We start from the raw sequence: 18,559 nt of genomic DNA, 5'->3' as shown, positions 1-18,559 counted from the left end.
GCATAAGACCCGATCCCATCCCGAACTCGGCCGTCAAACTCCTCAGCGCCGATGGTACTGTGTCTCAAGACCCGGGAGAGTAGGTCGTCGCCGGGCCTGCAAAGGACAGGAAGATCTCCAAGAACAACATCCATCCTCTCACGATCGAAACGCCAAGGGCCCCAGGGGAATTCCCCCAACGGGGCCCTTCGCGTTCCGAAAACCTTGCCGCGGGGTGGAGCAGCCCGGTAGCTCGTCAGGCTCATAACCTGAAGGTCGTAGGTTCAAATCCTACCCCCGCAACCAGCTTAATAGCTTGAAATACAACGCCAAAACGAAAGCGCCTCGGCCTGCCGGTCGGGGCGCTTTGGCGTTTCGGGGACAAATTGGGGACAACCCCGGCCAACTCTCGCCAACAGGCGGGACGGTGCAAGATCGCCCTCCACATTCCCGGCGAAGCCCGATATTGTGGGCGAACGATGACGGGGCACGGCATTTAGAAGGCACGATACGGCGCACGCTCTGGCCCGTCGGCGCGATCAAGCGCCTGCCTGATGGGGGACAGACGAGGCGATATGCGAACGCAAAAGATAACCAAGCCCGAAAAGCTGACGGTGACGGCCTCCACGATTTTTGAGGGGGACGCGCTGACCGTGCTCCGGCGGCTGCCGGACTGCTCCGTGCAGACAGTCATAACCTCGCCGCCCTATTGGGGTCTGCGGGATTACAGCATACCCGATCAACTCGGCCTTGAGGGGACGTTGCCCCAGTACGTCAACGCGCTGCGGTCGATCTTCTCGGAAGCGCGCCGGGTGCTCAAGGATGATGGGATTTTCTGGCTGAACATTGGCGACGGCTACACAAGCGGCAATCGCGGTTGGCGTGCGCCTGACAAGAAAAATCCTGCTCGGGCAATGTCGGTGCGCCCTGATACCCCCGACGGCCTCAAGCCAAAGGACTTGATCGGCATCCCGTGGCGGCTGGCGTTCGCCATGCAAGAAGATGGATGGTACTTGCGGGCCGATCTTATTTGGAACAAGCCAAATGCCATGCCGGAAAGCGTGAAGGATCGCCCTACGCGCTCCCATGAATATCTGTTCATGTTCACTAAAGACGAAAAATATTACTATGACCGGGCTGCGGTCATGGAAGGCAACGGAAGCGGCAAACGCAATCGGCGCTCGGTGTGGAACATTCACACGCAAGGCTTTCCGGGGGCGCATTTCGCCACCTTCCCGCCTGCGCTGGTTGAGCCGTGTATCCTCGCGGCCACCAAGCCCGGCGACTTCATCCTTGATCCCTTTTTCGGCTCGGGAACGGCGGGGCTTGTTGCCCAACAGTTGGGCCGAAAGTATGTAGGGATTGAACTCAATCCCGAATATGTTGCGCTTGCTGCCGAACGGCTGGAAGCTGATGAAAAATCCATTGTTCGCGTGGCGGCCTGATGTTCAAAATACCCGATCCAGAATTACAGATTGATTTTTCGGGTGTGCTCGCGGAAATACGCGGGCAATACCTGCAAGACGCGCTCGCCGCGACAATCAAAAACCTCGACATAACGGAAATAGACAAGGCGCTTGCGGACTATGTGCCCAAGCCCAGCCTTGCGACGCTCGCAAGCCACGGCCTGCGCGGGGAACTTATGTTCCCGGTTCCGCTGCTCCTGACGAAAAACCCCCGCTTGTTGGGGTATTATCGGCTCTTGTACGGCTATAGCCAGAAAGAGTTTTACACGACGGAAACGGGGGTATCCCGGTTCCAGTCGATGGAAAAGCGCGGGGTGCTGACGGCGGCCAACGCTGCCGATCTCCCTGACCTGTGCCGGGCGCTGTCCGACGCGGCGGCGCTCCTGCTCGATGGCATTGGCGCGAAGCGCGTAAGCCAAGCCCTGCTTGATGATCTCACGCTTTTGACGCTCGGCCCGCAACTGCGGGGCGGGGCGAACGTCAAAAAGGGCGCTGCGGGGATCGTGAAGGTTTTCGACGCGATCCACGACATTGTTAAGCCTGCCGTCAAGGAAGCCACGGCCAACCGGATAGAAATTGAAAACGCGGCGGGGCGGCGTGTACTGATCGAGTTTGCTCCTGATCCGGATATCATCATCCGCGAGGAAATGAGCGCGGACAATTTTCGGGAATTGATCGCCGTTGAAGTCAAGGGCGGCTCGGACTTCTCGAACATTCACAACCGGATCGGGGAAGCCGAAAAAAGCCACCAGAAAGCCAAGGCTGCAGGCTATGTGGAATGTTGGACAGTCGTGAACGTCGATCGGATCGATATGGACATGGCGAAGAAAGAAAGCCCCACAACCAACCGGTTTTATCGGATTTCTGATCTGATCAACGGCGGCGGGCCTGAATATCAGGATTTCCGCGCGCGGGTGATCTCTCTCACCGGCATACGCTCGTAACGAACACGGCCCGCATACCTGCGGGCCGCTCCGGTTGAGGGGACAACGGCGTTAGCGGATGGCGTCGCCAACCACATAGATCGCGCTACCCGGCTCGGCGTTCCATCCGATCTGATAGGCGAACGGCTGGCGCGCTCCGCCATTTAGTACCGCCTCGGCCTTGCAAAAGGCGGCCACGTCGTGGCCCTCGCCTGCGGTAATCCGCATATCTTCGGCAACGGCTACCACGGCGGCCACGTCCGCGCCCTGATGGCGCAAGCCGTCCAGCGTGTAGGCGATGACCTCGCGCCCGTCGCAGGCGGGCAGGCGTGGGGCAGATGCCACATAGACGGTTGCTTTGCTCGATGCCGCTCCGTGCGCGGTCGTGCTGGCGTGTCCGGTGAAGGCGTAGGCCAAGGAAACACCTATCAAAGTGGCGGCGCTTGCGGCCACAAAACGGCGGTTCATGCTGATCTTGTGGGGGATGTTGAAAAGGTCGCGTTTCAAAGGGGTTTCCTCCTGTCAGTTGTTTTGCCCCCCTCTTTTCATGGGGCGGCCCGCATAAGCGGGTAGGTGGTTGCAGGCATATGCAACCAGGCAACAAAAAAGAGGCTGACACTTTGCGCGAACGCCTGATGTTCCAAGCGGTTCTGCTCGCCCTCGGCGGGGGCGCTGTCTGGCTGAACGCTGCGGCGCTGTTCGCATGGGGTAGCACAAAGGCCGCGCCGGTCGCGGAAGCTGCCCCGGAAGCCGGGGCGTATCTGCCCAAGGATACCCAGCTTTGCACCTCCACAAGCGCCAAGGCGGCGTGCCTGACCATTCCCGCCGGTTCGCCGGTGGAAGTGTTGGAGCGGTCAGGCGCGCAAAGCTACGTCCGTGCCGGGGGCTTTTCCGGGTATGTGCGCACGTCGGCCATAAAACAGGGGAAATAGGCCGATGCTAATCCAAAACCTGAAATTGCAAGCGTTCTTTGGGGTCGCGATGGCCTCGGTCTGCTGGCTGCACTACAACGCCGAACTATACCCCCAAGCCCTCCTGCTAGGCGCTGCGGGCCTCTGGGGCTTGTTCGGGCCGGTGCCCTTTGCGCGGGGCAAAACCCTGCACGGTTCCGCCCGCTGGGCAACTAAGTCGGAAGCCAAGGCGCGGGGCCTGCTGGGCGATGCGGGCGTAATCGTCGGAAAGCTGGAAGGCCGGTTTCTGCGCTACGACGCGCCCGGACACCTTGCCACGTTCGCGCCGACGCGCTCGGGGAAGGGCGCGGGGCAAATTATCCCCACACTGTTGACCTACCCCGGCTCGGTGTTCGTGACGGACATTAAGCGGGAAAACTACGATGTAACGTCGGCCTATCGGGCGGACGTGCTCGGACAACAGGTCGTGCGGATTGACCCAAGCAATCCCGCGCCGGGGGTGATCTTCAACCCTCTCGACTGCATCCGGCGCGATGCCAACATGGCAACGGATGCCGGGGTACTGGCCGATCTGCTCATGCCCCGGTCAGGGGATGGGGGAGCGTCCGAACACTTTGACCAACAAGCCCTGATCCTCGTGCGCGGGCTGCTGCTACATGTGATCGACAAGGCCGGGGATCGCGCCTGCATGGGCATGGTGCGGCAAGCCCTCATGGCCGGGCCGGAACAGTTTGAGCGCATCCTTGACGACATGGCGGCAAGTGCGGTGCCCGAAATACGCGAGGCGGGCGGGCATATGCAAAAGCTGGCGGCCAAGTCGCCGCGTGGGTTTGGTTCCGTGCTGTCCACGGCGGTAGGAAAAACCGACATCTGGAGCGACCGCCAAGTGAAGGCGATTACGACGGGGCGCAGCACGGTTGATTTTGGCCGGATGAAGGAAACGGGCGTAACCGTCTATCTTGTGGTTCCGCCCGACGAAATAGGCCACTTCCGGGTGTTCATGAGAACGGTGGTAGGGATGGCCTGCCGGGCCATGACCAAGAACAAGGCCAAGCCGGAAACGCCGGTGCTGTTTCTGCTCGATGAGTTTCCCGCGCTCGGGCATATGGCCTCGATTGAACAGGGAATTGGTGTCGTCGCGGGCTATGGTGTTCGGTTCTGGATATTCTGCCAAGACAAGCCGCAACTGCTTGCAATTTACGGCAAGGCGGCTGGTACGCTGATGGCTAACTGCGCGGTGCGCTCGTTCTTTGGCGTAACGGAATTGGAAACGGCGGAATACATAAGCCGTTCGCTCGGGCGAACGACGATTGAAACCCATAACCAAGCCGCCCGCGTCGCCGGTGGCGGTCTGGTGGCGACGGATGCCACGGTGTCGCGCTCGATGACGGCGCGTGATCTTATGACGGCGGATGAAGTTGCGGCCATGCCCGAAACGAAACAGGTTATCCTTGTCCAAGGGCTGCGCCCGCTGATGGCGGACAAAGTGCGATATTGGGAGGATGCCGCGTTTCGGGGTCTATTCGGGCGCTGGGAACAGGGGTAAGCCTTTAATCAACCGCCCACGAAAAAGCCGCCCAAGGTTGCCTTGGGCGGTTCTTGTTGGCGCTTATACCCGCCACGGGGGCCGGTACTCGAACGGCACGACGGCGAACACGCGCACCATAACGGCCACGTCCTGCCAGTAGCGCCATTGTTCAAGATCATCATCCCGCCAGCACACGACGGCATGGCCCAAGGAAAGCCGCAACGCGGCCTCGGGGCTACCGCTGCACAAAAGCTGCATGGCCCGCTCTGCGGCGGGCGTCATGTAGTAGGGGGACGGGATCGCGGCCTCGGTCATGCGGGGCCGGTCACTTGTACATCTGGCATTTCATGGCGGTGCAGGTGGTCGAGGGGATGCAAAACTGCTGCTTGCCGGACGAACCGCAAGGCGTTTGCGCGATAGATGCGCTATAGCCCGACTTGCAAGCCGGATACTTCAGGCCGGTGATGCAGGGTTGGCACTTGTCGGTAAGCTGGTACTGGTCAAGGCTGCACGTAAGGTCAAGGTTGTTGATCGTCTGAAATAGCTGGTGAATATCGCCCTCGTTCTTGCTCGTACGGGCGTTCAATTCGGCGTCCCGTGCCTCCAATGCTTCAAGGCGAACATTTTGGGTCTGGTCGATGCCGTCCTGATTGGTGCGAAAAACTTCAAACTCGTTTTCCAGCCGCATGTTGCTGCTGGCTCGGTCGATGCCTTGGCCGGTGACGTGCTGGGCGTGACCGGCAAGCGGAAGAATGGACGCGGCCACAAGAGAAACAAACAAAATACGCATGAAAAAAAGTCCTCACTTGATGGTTTCAATGACGGCCATAAGCGCCTGCCGAACGGATGCGCCGATACTGAAAAGCAATTCCGCAATAATGCCCGCCAACGCTTTCGCCTGCGCCGGGTCGTGAACGTAAGAAATAACGGCCAGCGCAAAAATCATCCCGATCACAATTTTTAAGATCATGTGTTTGCCCCCTATGATGTTTTGCACATGTAGGCCACGGCGCGGAATGGCGGGCGGTTGTCGAACGGCGTCGCGCTCCCGGTTGCGGCGGTGCTGCCGCTCCCAAACACGGGAAGGGTGTTTACGCCGTTCACGAACGAAACGCCGGGCTGGCCGGTGATGTTCGTCCCGTGGCTGTGGGGAGGCAGGTTGGCAACGATCAGCGTTATGCGGTGAGCGCCGCCAGCTTGATTCAAGGTGTAGGTTTCAGGAAAACCCGCAATGCTTAAAGACCCGACGCCAACCAAGAACCGCCCGCGCAAGTCGGGGGTGCCATTGGTGCCGTCGCATAACTGAAACCCTAGGGGCGGCGTGGTCGTGTACATGGGAACTATGGAATATTGCGGCAACGCGCCGCCGCCCCCGACTGGCTGCCATACGGTGCCGTTGCAAAACTCAACACCCCCCGCCGTGCTGTTGTAGCGTAAAGCGCCCTCGTTCTCGGTCGCGCACGCTCCTCCCGCGCCTAGCCTTACCTCGCCATTGGGGGGCACGGCCTCGGAAAGATAGGTAATCGACGCGCCTTGCATGGCCTGATTAGCAAGGATGGCGGTAGCCATGGCCTCGTACTTGCTATTCCCGGCGTTTGTCGAATGGGAATAAAACTTGTCCTGTGCCGCTGCGGGTTCGGCGGCGGCGGCAAAGGCCGTCAGGAAAAGAAAAGCCCTCATGTGCTCGACCTCCGTGTTGTTCTCGTGGGCTTATGCGGCTTGCCGCCAATTCTGACTGACGGGCGCGGGGCTGGAATAACTGACAATCCGGCCAGCGCGCCGGCCGGCAATCTGTCAGGAACTGAAAACCCCCGCCGGGGCGGGGGTCGCTGCTAGCGTATGTCGCTATCTAACTGCCGTAGAGTTGTCCATCTGTATTGCCTTTCGATGATGTTTTGCCTTGCGGCCCGACGGCTGCGCCCTTTGCGCTGCCGTCAATCGTCCCAACCTATGCCCCTGTCGCGCTCGCGCCCGCCGTCGCCCCGCTCGGCGTCGCGGTCGCGGGTAAGTTCCGCCAACGCGGCGGCCTTCTGGCGCACATTCTCATTCAGGGCGGCAAGCCGCCTTTCCTGCTCCTGCCGGTCGCCGGTCTGGTTCGTCCAGTCGCGCCAAGTCCGCGTGGCCTCCTGTGCCTTGTGTTCGGCGGGCGGAATACGGATGCGGGCAACCTTGGCCTGCTCGCGCGCGGCGATAAACCGGGCGCGGGCCTTCTTCATGCGCTCGATGGCGGCCAGCGCCTTGCGGCGCTCGGCGTCCTTCACCATTGCCCGCACCTTGCCCCGGAGCGTTCCAAACCGTTCGGGCTTGAAAGCGCATTCGGCCATTCGCCCGGCGCGCTGGCGCTCGGCCTCGTATTCTTCCCATGCCCTGCGGGCTGCGGTCGGGTCGGCGTAGGCATCCGCGACGGCGGCCATAAACTCGGCCCGGCTCTGGTTGGCTTCCCGGTCGAGCTCGGCAACCTTCGCGGCGAACGCTGCCACGGTCTGGCTTGCTTCCTTCGCGGCGGCCTCGGCGGTGCGTTGTTGCTCCGCCTGCGCCTGAAAGACGTTCCGCTCGCGCACGGCCGCGTCAAGCGCCGCCTGCCTGCGAGCGTATTCGGCGCTGTAATCGTCGCTGGTTAAGGTCTGCGCACGGCGGGGGGTGTTGAGTGCCCGATGATGATCTGCGCCCTTCTCTGGTCGCTCTGGGGCATCTAGGCCGCTCTCGCGGGCGTAGTCTGTGAACCGCTGCCCAAACCTCTCGGCAAGTTTGCCGGTGCGTATGTCCTTTTCCTTTCCAAACACGTCGGACAGCTTGGCCTTGTGCGTGTCGCTGTAAACGTACAGCGCGGCCTTGCTGCCTTTCCCGGCCATGCCAAGCCGCAAGCCCTGCGCCTGTAGGCGCTCGGTCAGGTCGGCCCAGCCGGTGGCCTCGCGAAACGCGGGCAAGGTCTGGCCTCTGATCTCGGCGCGCTGCTCGGGGCTGAACGTCTGGAAGGGCGGGCGGCCCTCGCGCCGGGCCTCGTGGTATTCGGCTTCGCTGATCCGCTCCGCCCCCTGCTCCTGCGAGCGCGATACGTTCAAGCCGTGTTCGCGCGCTACTTCCCTGACGATCTCGGTTAGCCGTGCCCCGCACTTGGAGTTATCCCAAGCGCGCAAGGTTTCGGGATGCACCCGCGAAAACAGAAAGTGCATATGCGGGTTCTGGGTGTCCTTATGGCCGAAAATAGCGCCTTGGTATTCGGCTAATCCCATGCGCTCGATGACCTTGCCCGCGATCTCGCGTTGCACGTCGTCCGGTACCTTTCCGGCGCGTGCGTCGGCGGCGTCAAACGAAACGATAAAATGCAGATAGGGGCCTTTCAGGCGGTCGCTGCCCCTCGATGCGCTAGCGTGCAGATGGGCGGCGATGGCGTCGGGGCTTTCGGCCTGAATGTTGTTCGTCTGAATGAAGGCGACACGCTCGCCCATGATCTCGGCCAGCGGGCGGCCCTGCCGGCCGGATGCTCTGCCGTGACACAAATAGCCAACGCTTTTTAAAGCGTCATTTGGCTGCCTCGCTGGCACCTTCCCGCGCGCCAAGCACCTAAGCCCCCAACTTTTCCTGCCGCGCGGGCTGCTGCTGGCGCTGCTTGGGTGGGAAAATCTTGAACACAACCGAGTTTAGCGCTTTGGTCGCGGCCTCCAATTCCCGACTGTCCGGCCATTTCCGTTCGGTGTTTGCATCCTTGGCAATCGCATTGATGCAGCGCCCTTGCTCCACCAGCGCCCCAAAATGCTCGGCGGCGGCCTCCTTGTCGAAGTCGCCACGGATCATGCGCCCCGCGCAATCCTCACGCATGATGCGTTCCCAAGCGTTCACAGACGTAAGCGCCTCGCCCTCTGCCCAGCGGGCAAGCTGGCTGAAGTTGGTTGCGATTTTCAGTAGTTCGTTGATCAGGTCGCCCACGATGGCGGGATGATTGGCGGGCGGCTTGGGCGTACGCCCGAAGGATCGTTCCCGGATATAGACGGCCAACGGGACGCGGGCGGCGCTTGATGCCGCCTTGAGCGTAGCAAGTTCGTGGTCGTCGTACCTGACTTTGATCTCATGGCGGCGCTTGTCGCGGGTCATGGTCAATCGCTTTCGTTGTTCTCCCGAAGGGCAATAATTGAGCCGAGGCCGGTAGGCCGAACCGCTCAACGGGTAAGGGGACTGAGGCCCCGCAGGCCCCGCAGGGGTCGGCGGGGACGCAAGGGCCTTACCCACATCTTGCCGCCCTCCTTTTGCTTATAACTGGCACCGCAAGCCGACGACTGAACGACTACGGTGGCAAGGTGCACTAGGACGTGTGGCACGGCGTTCCTGTCGGCTTTGCCCATTGTCCAAGTCGGGCATCGGCGGCCCCTCCCGCAAGGCGGGATGGCCGCGCCCGGCGTCAGGCCCAGTCAGGCTTAAGGGCTGAACCGGCCCGCCGCGCCTCCCGAAGGATGGTGCTGGCGGCGGGACGACGTGAAGCCCGCAAGCCTGTGGGAAGAGTGGGCGGCGTGCCGTCCACGCTTTCCAAGGGGCCTGTGGTCAATGGGTGAAGGCGACCCGCGCGCGTTGCTCGCGGGGGGCAAAGGGGGAGCCGCCCGCTCGGTCGATTTTCTCCGGTGGCGGGGTGCGGCCTGCGGCCAGAAAGAGGAAAGCCGCCTTGCGGCGGCTTCCCGGTCGTAACGCCTATTTCGGCGGTTCGTTGTCGGTTGGCGGGTTTGCCGCCTCGCCCTTTGCACCATGCTCAACAGATCAGGCGGCAGCTTATCGCCGCGCATTCCAAGCACGGCATAATCTGCGATTGTCTGGCAGGCATGAGGATGATGCAGCAGCCGAATAAACGCCGGCACCCACGAACCCCGACAGGGCAGGCGTTGCCCTTGCTCAAATGGAACCCCACGCAGGCAGGCCCAGCCCTGCACCGCATAGAGCAGAATCACCGGCCAGGGTGGCCGCATGAAATCCCCAATCACAAACGATCAGCTCATGCGGCCCCGGTCTTGTTGTTAGGCGGCGGCCAATAGGCCCCCAACAAAGGCGGTAAGCCTCTCCCACTCATTGGGGCCGATAAAGCCATGCAATCCGCATTGGTTACGGCCCTCGGCCAGCATCTCCAATTCGCGCACGCGCCATTTCAGGATTTCGGCGTTATGCCAAAGGGCGGTCTGACCGGCACCGCGGGTCAGGAATGCACTATCTGCCATGTGGCGGGCATCGGCGGCCTCTTTTCGGGCTGCGGGCAAGGCTGCCTGTGCCCATGCGATTACCTCGGGGGTAACGTCGATCAGGTCGGCACTGATATTCTCATGCACGTTGATAAGCTGGGGTTTAAAGGTGGCGGTAATTTGTTTCATAGCGAGAACCCTTAAAGTAAATGATTTAACTTACAGTAATAATATAACAATTATCACTCCGCTAATCAAGTAATATAAGCGAAATAATGCACTTTTTCGTTGGATTGACTTCGCGCTTTCATGGGTGAATGTTGCCGCCGTTGCCGCTCTTTCGTTCGTGTCCAGCAAACCCCCCTTCAGGGCAAAGCGCCCTTTTCCCTCATTCAAAACAAGCGGCGCGCAAGCGCCCAAACAAACCTGATCGAGTACACAAAGGAAGATGATTTAAGCGCCCGAAACAAAAGCGATTTTTCTTTTTGATTAGCGGAAAAATGTGATATTATATAGCTACATTCAACAAACAAAGGGTTCTCGAAATGAATATCTTTAAGAATAACCGCCGCGCCAAAACTTCCCGCCGCTCGCGCGGACTGGTGCTTGTGATCGACCGCAACGCGCTTGTTGTCGGCGCTGCGCTCACGTTCGCAACCGCTTTGATCGTGCGCCAGATGGAAGGCCACCGGGAAGCGATGGAAGCCGGACTGCTGGCGGAAGCCCTGAACGTCCAGCGCGGCAATCGCCTGTTGGCGGTGTTTGAGGCGGCGGCCAGCCGCGACGCTGTGCGGGAGCGGTTGCGCGCGCAACAGGCTTTCGCCGCGTTCGCGCCCCTGTTTCTGTTCGCCGTCCTCGATGACGTTCGGGCGGATTTCGGCGGGTGCTGGTCTGACCTGGCCGGGCAGCCGGTCGCGCTCTAAACGTCATCGAATTGGGCAACAAGCCGCTGGATGCGCTGGCGGCGTTCATCCTGCTGGCGCTCAAACTCCTCGAAGGCCAGCCGTTCGGATTCGAGCTCGACTCGCTCGCGCGCCTTGCGTTGGCGGTGGTTGAAGATGGCGACGGCCACCAGCGCCACGACGGCAAGCAAGGCGTAGAATAGAAGTTCGGTCGGGGGCATGTCAGTTTTTCATTGCCGGGCGTTGGTGCGTAAAGGCATAATAATCTTGCGTGGCCGTCTGGTCGAGAACCCTAGGCATCCAACGGCCACGCGGGCAAAGGGGGAGCCGTCCGCAAGGGCGGTTTTCTCCCTTGTAGGGGCTGGCGCTTTCGGGACCGGCGCAAGCAAACGAAAACCCCGCCTTTCGGCGGGGTTTGTCGGTTAGTCCTCTTTCTTTTTCTTCTGGCGCTCAAAGCGAAGGTCGCTCGCCTCGCCGTCGGCGGGGATGGACGCGACGGCATAGACCGGGGCCGCAAAGGCAGGATCGTCCAGCTTCACCGACAGGTAAGGCTTATCGTTCTTGCTGGTTTTCTCCCAAGCCGCGCCGATCTCTGCACCGTCCGCCATGACGCGGAAGCCAGGGGCTTTCTCGTTGTCGCTCTCGGTCGGAACCAGTTGCAGCGAAGCCTTTACGGTCAGCGTGTGCAAGGTGCCCTCGAAACCGTTTGCAGTTTTGACGATTTGGCCGATTTTCATAACTCTATCTCCTTTTGATTTATGGCTGCGCCTATCGCCGCCTTTCATGCCTTATCGTCGGCCCCGCCAATAAGCGGATGGTGCAAGGGAAAAATCGGAAGGTTCGCCGCTTGCGGGGAAAGCCGTGTTTTCCCTTGTGGCGGACGCGGGCGGGGGCAGATTTGGCCATGTCAGGAAGGCTGGTCGATGGGCTGCTGACACTCAAAAGGGGATGGAGCCGGAACGGTCGGCCCAAGTCGAAAAAGCGCCCAAACGGTCGGGGGATGCCTGCGCCTCGATGCGCCGGGAAGGCTGCAACGGTGCCGCCCTGCGGCAAACGCTCTGGGAAGCCCCTGCAATGCGTCCTTGGCCTGCGGCGCGGCGCGGGTAAGGGAAAGCCCGCCGTAAGCCTCTGGCGGCCTGCTGGACGATCCCGCCTGCCGGGTGCTCCTGCTGCCGATGCTCCTGCCCCGTGGCGGGGTGCGGCTCTCGCTGTGCGCCAGAATGGACAACCAAAAACCCCGCACGGGGCGGGGTTCGTGGCGGTGCTGGTGGCCGAAACGACCATTCCAAAAACGCACCCTTTCTTAAAACCAACCATCTTTTTTCTTATCGCCCCAGCCAAAAAAGCTGTTGCTGTTGTCGTTGGATGTTGATCCGCCGAATGGGCGGTCATATTTGATGCCGCCATTGCACGCGCACTCAAATTGCGCTTGACCCTCAAACAAAAAATCCTTGGTGGTGCCGTCGAAGTAATAAACGCGGCACATATCATAAATCTCCTGATTATAATTACTTGTCATTCTCAATGGAAGGGCGGCCATGGCGACCGGCGCGGGCTTTCTTGCGCTCTAACGCCTCGAAATAGAGGCCAAAAGTAAGGTGCCAAAAAGCCCGGGCAATTTGAAAAATAATAGCTACTGCGAAAAGAAGTAGCAGCAATCCTAGAATCTCCATCCGCCTAGCCCCCCGTTTCCCAAGGCGCTACGTCGCCCGTTTGCCGCTCGGCCTCGCGCTGTTCTTTCATTAGCATGGCTTTTACGTCCTCGATGCCGACAACGGCCAGCGCCAGCGCGTGGGCCATGTCCTGCGGGTTGGTGATGCGGGATGCGTGGGCAAGGTCGCTTGCCCGCTCCTGCAATATGTGGCCGATCTCGGCCACGCGGCGTTGTTGCTCGTTCATTTGGTCGGGTGTCCTTTCGTTTGTTGTTGGGCCTTGCGGGCCTGATACCGGGCACGATCTGCCGCGCGCTTGCGCTCGCGGTTCTCGGGCTTGGCTGCCCAGCGGTGCCATGCTTCCCTGACCTGCTCCCGGCGCGGTCGCGCCTTGAGGCGGGCAAGGGAAAACGTTTCAGGGGCGGGCTGGCGCTCGTCGCTGTTCAAGCGGCGGATCGCGGGATGCTTCTTCTTAACCGGCACGCTTGCCGGAAGGTGCGCGCGCCAAAACTCCAAAGCGCGGCCATCGCGGTCAAACTCGATCATCAAGCGCGGGTCTTGCTGGCTCCGGCCCATAAAGCGCACGTCGGCAAGGTCGGTGCCGGGGATTGTCCGGCCCGTTTCCCGCCGCTGGCAGATAACAACCGGCTGCCCGTCGTTGGTGAGGAAGGTAAGACCGATCTCAATGTGTAGGGGCTGGCGCATGGCTCAAGCCTCCACGCGGGCCAACCCGTCGGCGGCCTCGCCCATGATGCGCTCAATAGTTTCCAATATCTCGGCAGCGGCCTGCAAATCAGTAAAGGCCTCTATTGCAGCATCAGAATCATAGGCCGGTGCGCGGAGACTGTTCACGGCTCCGGCAAGGCAAAGGCTCAACTTGTGCGCTTCGGCGCTCGCTGTGGTTAGCAACGCGGCGGCGGTGCGTACTTGTATCGGCTTCTTCATTTCTTGGCCCCTCCGAACATGTCGGGCGTGCGCTTGCAGCGCGGGCCGGGTTTAAACGTCGGCGCGGCCGGCGTGCTGCTCTCTCGCTGTGCGTCTTTCTTGGTGGCGGCGGTCAATAGGCCGTCGATCAAGACAATCTCGCCGGTGCCGGTAATCCCGCCGCTGACCTGCTGCGCCTGCTCGACAAAGGGGCGGGCGGCGCGTAGGGCGGCTACAAGGTTCTTTTCAAATGCAGTTAGTGCCATAGTCCAAAGTTCCTGTTTTGTTCTTATCATTTGACGCGGTAAGCCTCGCGGACGCGGAAGCGCAGCGCATAAAGGGAGCGGATCGCGTCGCCTAAGCCTGCGTCCACGTCCTCGAACGCGGGCGGGTCGCGGTCGGTGCGGCGTTTGCCCCCGGCCTTGCGGCCACGCCAAGCGGTGCCTGCGGTCAGGATGTCCGGTTCGGCCATCCATTGGCCCCGGTAAACCTGACTGACTTCCATTCGGGTGCTGGTCTGATCCTGCTCGCGGTCACGCAAGGCGCTTTGGTGGCGGGTTTCGTCCACCAACACAAAAAGATAAGCCTTGCTCTCATTGGAAAGTACGAACGTCCAGCGGGTCGCGGTGATCAAGTCGCGGTCATTGTAATTGCGGGCCACATAAACTTGCGCGCCTTGGATGTTCTGACCGTCAAAGGTGGTGCCGCAAGCGTCCGCAAGGCGGCCAGCCGTGTAATTCAGCTTGTGGGCGGCTTCGGTCGCGCACCAGCGGGTGAGCGTGTTGCGAATGTCGGCCAACGTCTGGAACGTGGCGGCATAGCTGGCGGTATTCCATCCGGCCCAAGCGGTCGCCGGTACAAAAGCGGCGGCTGCAATGGCAAAACTAACGCCATTCATTACTTCTGCTTTCCAACTTCAATGTTGCTGTCAAAAACGATGGTCGGGAACAGGCGGAAACCGCCCCCGATCTCGCCACCTTGACGGTTGGTGTAGCTGCATCCGGTCGCAACCAGCGCAACCAAGATCAAGGCCACGGGCAGGGCAAGCGCGGCCAAGATGCGGAAGAACCACACGACGGGGCGGGCGCTCGGGCGTATGGCGTAAAGGGATGGGCGTTTCATAGCGCCCCCCCGGTCTGCTCGGATTCGTCTGCATATGTGCGGTCAAAACTCATGCGCACTTGCAGCACGTCGGCGGCCAACATCCGCGCCAGCGTTTCGGCACGCTGCAACAGTTCCTCGGCCTGCTCGCGGTCGGCTTTGACGCCGCGCATGTAGGTATGCTGCAATTCACGGGTAACGCGGTGGAGCGTCCCGGCGTTGCCGGTGGCGCGGTCGATGCCGTCCAGCATCAAGTTGAAGGCGTCGCGGTTCATAAACTCGCCCCCCTTAATGCTTGGTCTGGCCGGGGACGGTCGGCACAAAGGGCAACACGTCGGCGCAAGGCAGTTCAAACACAACGGACCTATTCTCGATGCGGGCGGGTATCTTGCCCTCTAGCAGGGGCACGGCCACGCTAGGCGGGATGTTCCAGCGCTCAAACATGTGCGTAACGGCGCGGACGTCGCCCTGCCGGTGCGCAAGCTGTAATGTGCGGAAAAGGGACGGGGCGTCCGTGCGCCCGTCGCTATTCAATCGGTATTCAACGACGTTGACTTGTGTATTCATGGCAAAAACCCAAAGTAATTATCGGCTATAATTCAATTATGGTTACAGTATAACGCAAAACAAGCCGATTGGCGAAAGAATATTTGCGAAAAATATACCGCCCTAGAACGCCGTTAAAATCGTTTCTGCTGTCGGTTCGCTGTCCTCTATCTATTCAAAGCAAAGAAATGCACCAAAAGCCCGCTGGCTGCGTCTGGCGGGTATTTATAAGGGGCCTGTTCTTCGTCCCTTGCCTCTCGGAGCCGCTTTCGCGCCGGTCGCCCATGACCGGACGGCGGACGGGTCAAGGCCGCGCTTGCGCGCCCCTAGGGCTTGGCCTTTACCCGGCCGGCGGCTGGGCATAGACCAAGCAAGAGAAAGCGGGGACGTGAGCACAGGGACGCCCCCTTGCCTCTTGGTGAGCTCGAGCCAACCGCCCCCGTTTGGGGGCTACGGGGGATGCGCGCCAGCCCATAGGCTGGCATAGCGCATTCCTTTTCAGGCAGGCGCAAGCCTGCCGCCGCGCCCTGCGCGGCTATGTACAATCCCAGCCGCCGCAAGGCGGCTTCCTTTTAAGGCTACCCCGAATGCGGCTGCAATTTTTTGGGCAAAGGGGGAGCCGCCCGCTCGGTCGATTTTCTCCGGTGGCGAAAAGTTATCCACAGCCCTCGCGCGCACGCGCGCTTTGATTAAAAGATGATTAAGAAAGGATTAGCAAGATTTTGCCGATCTGCGGAAAGCCGCTCCTGCCGTGGCTTTAAGGGACGTTTTATTGCGCGTTCTCGTAGGCGCTGGAACGGTATCGCGTAGGCGCTGGAACGGTATCGCGTAGGCGCTGGAACGGTATCGCGTAGGCGCTGGAACGGTATCGCGTAGGCGCTGGGACGGTATTTCGTATCCGCTGGGACGGTACGAAAAAAGCGCCCGCTTATGCGGGCGCTGTGGCGGCGGTTTGCGCTATTTATGGCTCTTATCAACGTGAACCAGGCCGCCAACGATCTCGAACCGGAACGCTTGGCCGCTCGCGGCGGCGGCGCTGGCAACGTCTTTCAGCGCCTTTCGCAACGTCTGCCGCGAACTTCCCGTTGCTGTGTCCTCGCTCCCAGCGAGCCGCAGCAAGGTATCTTCCCGAACAGGGAAGGGATTAGCATGGCTGGAATAGAAGCCATGGAGCCATTGAGCGAGGGGCTTGCCCTCAAGTGCCTTGCGGATCGTCCAATCAAGTTGTGTGTACTGATCGCGTCCAAATAGGGCGGCAAGGTTTGGGTTTATCTTGATCCGCCATTCTTGGGTTTTCTCGTCCTTGCGGCCCTCGTCAACCAATCCGCCGATATACGTATATCGGGCGGTTTTCAACACGATGGCGCTTGCGCGCAGGCGGGTTATCCGTTTCGCCAGCACGGCGCGGTTTTTGCCCGTGTCCGTCTTTCCCATGAGGCGCAACAGGGCATAAGACGTAACGCGGCATTCCTTCCCTAGCGCCTGTGTGCGGACAAGGTGCAGGATGCTTTCCCACACATCCAAATCGCCTTGGTCAAGGCGCTGGCCGGTATAGCGAACGCTCACCCCGTCAACTGCTGCCAATTCTTCATCATCCAAATAGCGCCGCTTGCCCTTGGCAATCGCGCCAAATAGGGCAGTTCGCAAGACGCCGTTGGGAACGGCGCGCACCGCCTCGGGCCACAAGGGGAGCATTGCCGGGGCGGGGGTGTTGTCGTTCGTTGGGGCTGTTGGCGCGGCCTTGGCCGCGTCGGTCGCGCTGATTGTTTTCTCAAGGCTCGCCAAGCGGCGGCGCAAACTAGCGTCCTGAACATTTGCGATGGTAGTTGAAGAATTGGCTTGATTTGTTTGCTTGCTCATGGGATAAATACCTTATTGTTGTTGGTTTATTTTGTTTCTCTAAAACAATCATGGCAAAAACAACCGATTGCCGCAAGCAATCGGTTTGTTTTATTTTTAGACCATGAGGAAAAGCCCCCAGCTTGCGCCGGAGGCTTATTGTTCCCCGCTTGCGGTTAGGCTGCGCGGTCGGCCTTGCGGGCCATGCGCTGGCCTTCAAGCCAGCGGTTGAACTCGGCGCGGTCGATGTAGACCCTACCGCCGATCCTTACCAGCGCCGGGGCTATCCCGCTCGTTTCCGCGTGGAATATCCACCAACGTAGCTTGTTTTCCGTGATGCCGGGTGACTGGTCGGCCACCTGCCGCACGGTCAACAGGTCTTTCAAGTCCACCATGTCCAAACCTCGGCGCATGGGGTTTGAAAAGGCCAAGGAAGCCTAAGTTTTACTGTTGAAAAGGTCGTCGTTCAAGCGCTCGACAAGCCCCTTGACGTGGCTTTCGGACAAGTGGGCGTAGCGGCGTACCATCTGCAACGTGCGATGCCCCAGCACCTCGGCAATCTCCACAAGGCTCGCGCCTTTCATGGCAAGATAGCTGGCGGTTGAGTGCCGTAGGTCGTGGAAACGGAAGTCGGCAAGCCCGGCCTTGTCGCGGGCGTTCTCCCACGCGGTGCGTATGTCGATGGGTTCTTGCCCGTCGGCACGCGGGAAAAGCCAACGGGTCGCCGGTGGCTTGGGCATACCCTCGTATAGTGCGGCGACCTTGGATCGCTGCTCGGTGAGCACGTCGGCAAGGTGCCGGGCGATGGGCACGGCGCGGGTGTCGCCGTTCTTGGTGTCGCGCAAGATCGCCGTGCGCCGGTCAAGGTCAAGGTCGCCAAGCGTCAGCGTCAGGATTTCGGATTTCCGTGCGCCGGTGCTCAAGGCGAACATAACCACGGGGAAAAGATGCGCGTTATCGCTCTGGCGGCACGCCTCTAGCAACTTGGCCCGCTCGTCGTCGGACAGGAACCGTGTGCGCTCGTCGCGTATCTTGGTGATGGCGTTCACCCCGTCCATAGGGTTCTGCGCCGTCCAGCCCCACGCCTTGGCGTGCTTGAACAAAACGGCCAGCGTGTCGCGGTAGTGTTTCAGGGTCTTGCGGCTCTTGGGCCGGTCGGGGGCCGCGCCCTCGTCCAGCTTGCGGCGCGTGTCGCCTGCCTCGGCCAGTTTCTCTAACTCGGCCTCGATGGCGTCTGTTGTGATGTAGGCCAGCCCGTAAGCGCCTAGAACGCGCTGCCAATGCCTTAGGTAGGTTTCGGCTGCCCGCTGGGTGGTCGGGGCCTTGTGGGGCAACACCTGCCGCTTGTAGCGGTTGATCAAGTCGCCAAGGGTCTTGCCCTTGGCGGTCGCCACCACGTTTTGCACCTCGCCGCGCCGGATTGCGGCCTCGGTCTGCTGCGCCCATAGCTTTGCGTCGGTCAGGCGCTTGAAGGTCTTTTGCTTTTCGGGCAGGCCGCGCACCCGGACGCGCACCCGGTAATAGGGTTCGCCGTTCTCGCTGCGGATGCGCTTTTCAATGGTGGGCATGGTGGGGCCTCGGGGACGCGCGGGGACAATATGGGGACACTTGTTCCCATGCTTCACCCCG

Annotated in this window: 26 protein-coding genes, 1 tRNA gene and 1 rRNA gene; 7 read left to right on the top strand and 21 right to left on the bottom strand. The window is 60.8% G+C overall.

The genetic code is table 11. From position 1 onward, the window contains the following. From rrf to ACK4UM_RS07170, 4 genes are all read left to right on the top strand, one after another. Positions 1–96 (top strand): 5S ribosomal RNA (rrf, locus tag ACK4UM_RS07185); the annotation flags it as partial. 112 nt (positions 97–208) lie between these two features. Continuing rightward, positions 209–285, top strand: a tRNA-Met gene (locus ACK4UM_RS07180). Positions 286–554: 269 nt separating this feature from the next. Beyond that, complete coding sequence (locus tag ACK4UM_RS07175) at positions 555–1,424, top strand: DNA-methyltransferase (RefSeq protein WP_409797269.1); 870 nt, start codon at positions 555–557, stop codon at positions 1,422–1,424. Further along, the gene (locus ACK4UM_RS07170) at positions 1,424–2,389 is read left to right on the top strand and encodes an XcyI family restriction endonuclease (RefSeq protein ID WP_409797267.1); all 966 of its coding nucleotides are present in this window, start codon (positions 1,424–1,426) and stop codon (positions 2,387–2,389) included. Before ACK4UM_RS07175 ends, ACK4UM_RS07170 begins: the two co-directional genes overlap by 1 nt. A 51-nt stretch (positions 2,390–2,440) precedes the next feature. On the opposite strand, the gene ACK4UM_RS07165 is transcribed toward ACK4UM_RS07170, so the two are convergent. Further along, on the bottom strand, positions 2,441–2,875 hold the full coding sequence (locus tag ACK4UM_RS07165; protein WP_409797265.1) for a hypothetical protein: 435 nt from the start codon (positions 2,873–2,875) through the stop codon (positions 2,441–2,443). An 80-nt stretch (positions 2,876–2,955) separates the two neighbouring features. Here ACK4UM_RS07165 and ACK4UM_RS07160 point away from each other — a divergent pair, with 80 nt between their 5' ends. Further along, the gene (locus ACK4UM_RS07160; protein ID WP_409797263.1) at positions 2,956–3,300 is read left to right on the top strand and encodes a hypothetical protein; all 345 of its coding nucleotides are present in this window, start codon (positions 2,956–2,958) and stop codon (positions 3,298–3,300) included. A 4-nt stretch (positions 3,301–3,304) separates the two neighbouring features. Beyond that, entirely contained in the window at positions 3,305–4,825 is a 1,521-nt protein-coding gene (locus ACK4UM_RS07155; RefSeq protein WP_409797261.1) for a type IV secretory system conjugative DNA transfer family protein, read from the top strand. 63 nt (positions 4,826–4,888) lie between these two features. Here the strand turns inward: ACK4UM_RS07155 and ACK4UM_RS07150 are convergent, their stop codons facing one another. The 7 genes from ACK4UM_RS07150 to ACK4UM_RS07120 all read right to left on the bottom strand — a co-directional run bounded on the left by ACK4UM_RS07150 (position 4,889) and on the right by ACK4UM_RS07120 (position 10,155). Beyond that, on the bottom strand, positions 4,889–5,122 hold the full coding sequence (locus ACK4UM_RS07150) for a hypothetical protein (RefSeq protein ID WP_409797259.1): 234 nt from the start codon (positions 5,120–5,122) through the stop codon (positions 4,889–4,891). 10 nt (positions 5,123–5,132) lie between these two features. Further along, on the bottom strand, positions 5,133–5,597 hold the full coding sequence (locus ACK4UM_RS07145; protein ID WP_409797257.1) for a hypothetical protein: 465 nt from the start codon (positions 5,595–5,597) through the stop codon (positions 5,133–5,135). Between the two features lie 12 nt (positions 5,598–5,609). Continuing rightward, the gene (locus ACK4UM_RS07140; protein ID WP_409797255.1) at positions 5,610–5,777 is read right to left on the bottom strand and encodes a hypothetical protein; all 168 of its coding nucleotides are present in this window, start codon (positions 5,775–5,777) and stop codon (positions 5,610–5,612) included. A gap of 11 nt (positions 5,778–5,788) precedes the next feature. Continuing rightward, entirely contained in the window at positions 5,789–6,487 is a 699-nt protein-coding gene (locus ACK4UM_RS07135; RefSeq protein ID WP_409797253.1) for a hypothetical protein, read from the bottom strand. Positions 6,488–6,741: 254 nt separating this feature from the next. Continuing rightward, entirely contained in the window at positions 6,742–8,256 is a 1,515-nt protein-coding gene (locus tag ACK4UM_RS07130) for a relaxase/mobilization nuclease domain-containing protein (protein ID WP_409797252.1), read from the bottom strand. 115 nt (positions 8,257–8,371) lie between these two features. After that, entirely contained in the window at positions 8,372–8,899 is a 528-nt protein-coding gene (locus tag ACK4UM_RS07125) for a plasmid mobilization protein (RefSeq protein WP_409797250.1), read from the bottom strand. A 908-nt stretch (positions 8,900–9,807) separates the two neighbouring features. Beyond that, complete coding sequence (locus tag ACK4UM_RS07120; RefSeq protein ID WP_409797248.1) at positions 9,808–10,155, bottom strand: hypothetical protein; 348 nt, start codon at positions 10,153–10,155, stop codon at positions 9,808–9,810. A 356-nt stretch (positions 10,156–10,511) separates the two neighbouring features. Here ACK4UM_RS07120 and ACK4UM_RS07115 point away from each other — a divergent pair, with 356 nt between their 5' ends. Next, positions 10,512–10,889, top strand: coding sequence for a hypothetical protein (locus tag ACK4UM_RS07115; RefSeq protein WP_409797246.1), 378 nt, complete (start codon positions 10,512–10,514; stop codon positions 10,887–10,889). Here ACK4UM_RS07115 and ACK4UM_RS07110 read toward each other — a convergent pair. From ACK4UM_RS07110 to ACK4UM_RS07050, 13 genes are all read right to left on the bottom strand, one after another. Next, positions 10,886–11,089, bottom strand: a complete 204-nt coding sequence (locus tag ACK4UM_RS07110; protein ID WP_409797244.1) for a DUF2244 domain-containing protein — start codon at positions 11,087–11,089, stop codon at positions 10,886–10,888. The two genes, ACK4UM_RS07115 and ACK4UM_RS07110, sit on opposite strands and share 4 nt — an antisense overlap. Positions 11,090–11,290: 201 nt before the next feature. Beyond that, positions 11,291–11,605, bottom strand: a complete 315-nt coding sequence (locus tag ACK4UM_RS07105; RefSeq protein ID WP_409797242.1) for a DUF736 domain-containing protein — start codon at positions 11,603–11,605, stop codon at positions 11,291–11,293. A gap of 566 nt (positions 11,606–12,171) precedes the next feature. Beyond that, a complete protein-coding gene (locus tag ACK4UM_RS07100) occupies positions 12,172–12,354 on the bottom strand; it encodes a hypothetical protein (RefSeq protein ID WP_409797240.1) in 183 nt (60 codons plus the stop codon). Between the two features lie 191 nt (positions 12,355–12,545). After that, positions 12,546–12,767, bottom strand: a complete 222-nt coding sequence (locus tag ACK4UM_RS07095) for a hypothetical protein (protein ID WP_409797238.1) — start codon at positions 12,765–12,767, stop codon at positions 12,546–12,548. Beyond that, entirely contained in the window at positions 12,764–13,225 is a 462-nt protein-coding gene (locus ACK4UM_RS07090; protein WP_409797236.1) for a hypothetical protein, read from the bottom strand. The genes ACK4UM_RS07095 and ACK4UM_RS07090 overlap by 4 nt, the downstream gene beginning before the upstream one ends. Positions 13,226–13,228: 3 nt before the next feature. Further along, complete coding sequence (locus ACK4UM_RS07085) at positions 13,229–13,465, bottom strand: hypothetical protein (protein ID WP_409797234.1); 237 nt, start codon at positions 13,463–13,465, stop codon at positions 13,229–13,231. After that, entirely contained in the window at positions 13,462–13,710 is a 249-nt protein-coding gene (locus tag ACK4UM_RS07080; protein ID WP_409797232.1) for a hypothetical protein, read from the bottom strand. Before ACK4UM_RS07080 ends, ACK4UM_RS07085 begins: the two co-directional genes overlap by 4 nt. Positions 13,711–13,736: 26 nt before the next feature. Further along, positions 13,737–14,342, bottom strand: coding sequence for a hypothetical protein (locus tag ACK4UM_RS07075; protein WP_409797230.1), 606 nt, complete (start codon positions 14,340–14,342; stop codon positions 13,737–13,739). Further along, complete coding sequence (locus tag ACK4UM_RS07070) at positions 14,342–14,518, bottom strand: hypothetical protein (RefSeq protein WP_409797228.1); 177 nt, start codon at positions 14,516–14,518, stop codon at positions 14,342–14,344. The genes ACK4UM_RS07075 and ACK4UM_RS07070 overlap by 1 nt, the downstream gene beginning before the upstream one ends. A gap of 44 nt (positions 14,519–14,562) precedes the next feature. Next, entirely contained in the window at positions 14,563–14,820 is a 258-nt protein-coding gene (locus ACK4UM_RS07065) for a hypothetical protein (protein ID WP_409797227.1), read from the bottom strand. Positions 14,821–16,048: 1,228 nt separating this feature from the next. Next, complete coding sequence (trfA, locus tag ACK4UM_RS07060) at positions 16,049–16,951, bottom strand: plasmid replication initiator TrfA (RefSeq protein ID WP_409797225.1); 903 nt, start codon at positions 16,949–16,951, stop codon at positions 16,049–16,051. Positions 16,952–17,106: 155 nt separating this feature from the next. Beyond that, positions 17,107–17,325: a helix-turn-helix domain-containing protein gene (locus ACK4UM_RS07055; RefSeq protein WP_409797223.1), complete on the bottom strand. Its 219-nt coding sequence runs from the start codon at positions 17,323–17,325 to the stop codon at positions 17,107–17,109. A 42-nt stretch (positions 17,326–17,367) separates the two neighbouring features. Then, the gene (locus ACK4UM_RS07050; RefSeq protein WP_409797221.1) at positions 17,368–18,498 is read right to left on the bottom strand and encodes a tyrosine-type recombinase/integrase; all 1,131 of its coding nucleotides are present in this window, start codon (positions 18,496–18,498) and stop codon (positions 17,368–17,370) included. Positions 18,499–18,559 lie beyond the last annotated feature (61 nt).

It is taken from the genome of Salinarimonas sp. (genome assembly GCF_046292825.1).
Lineage (GTDB): Bacteria > Pseudomonadota > Alphaproteobacteria > Rhizobiales > Beijerinckiaceae > Salinarimonas.
The sequence above is the reverse complement of the archived record's forward strand: the minus strand, read 5'-3'. Positions and strand labels throughout refer to the sequence as shown.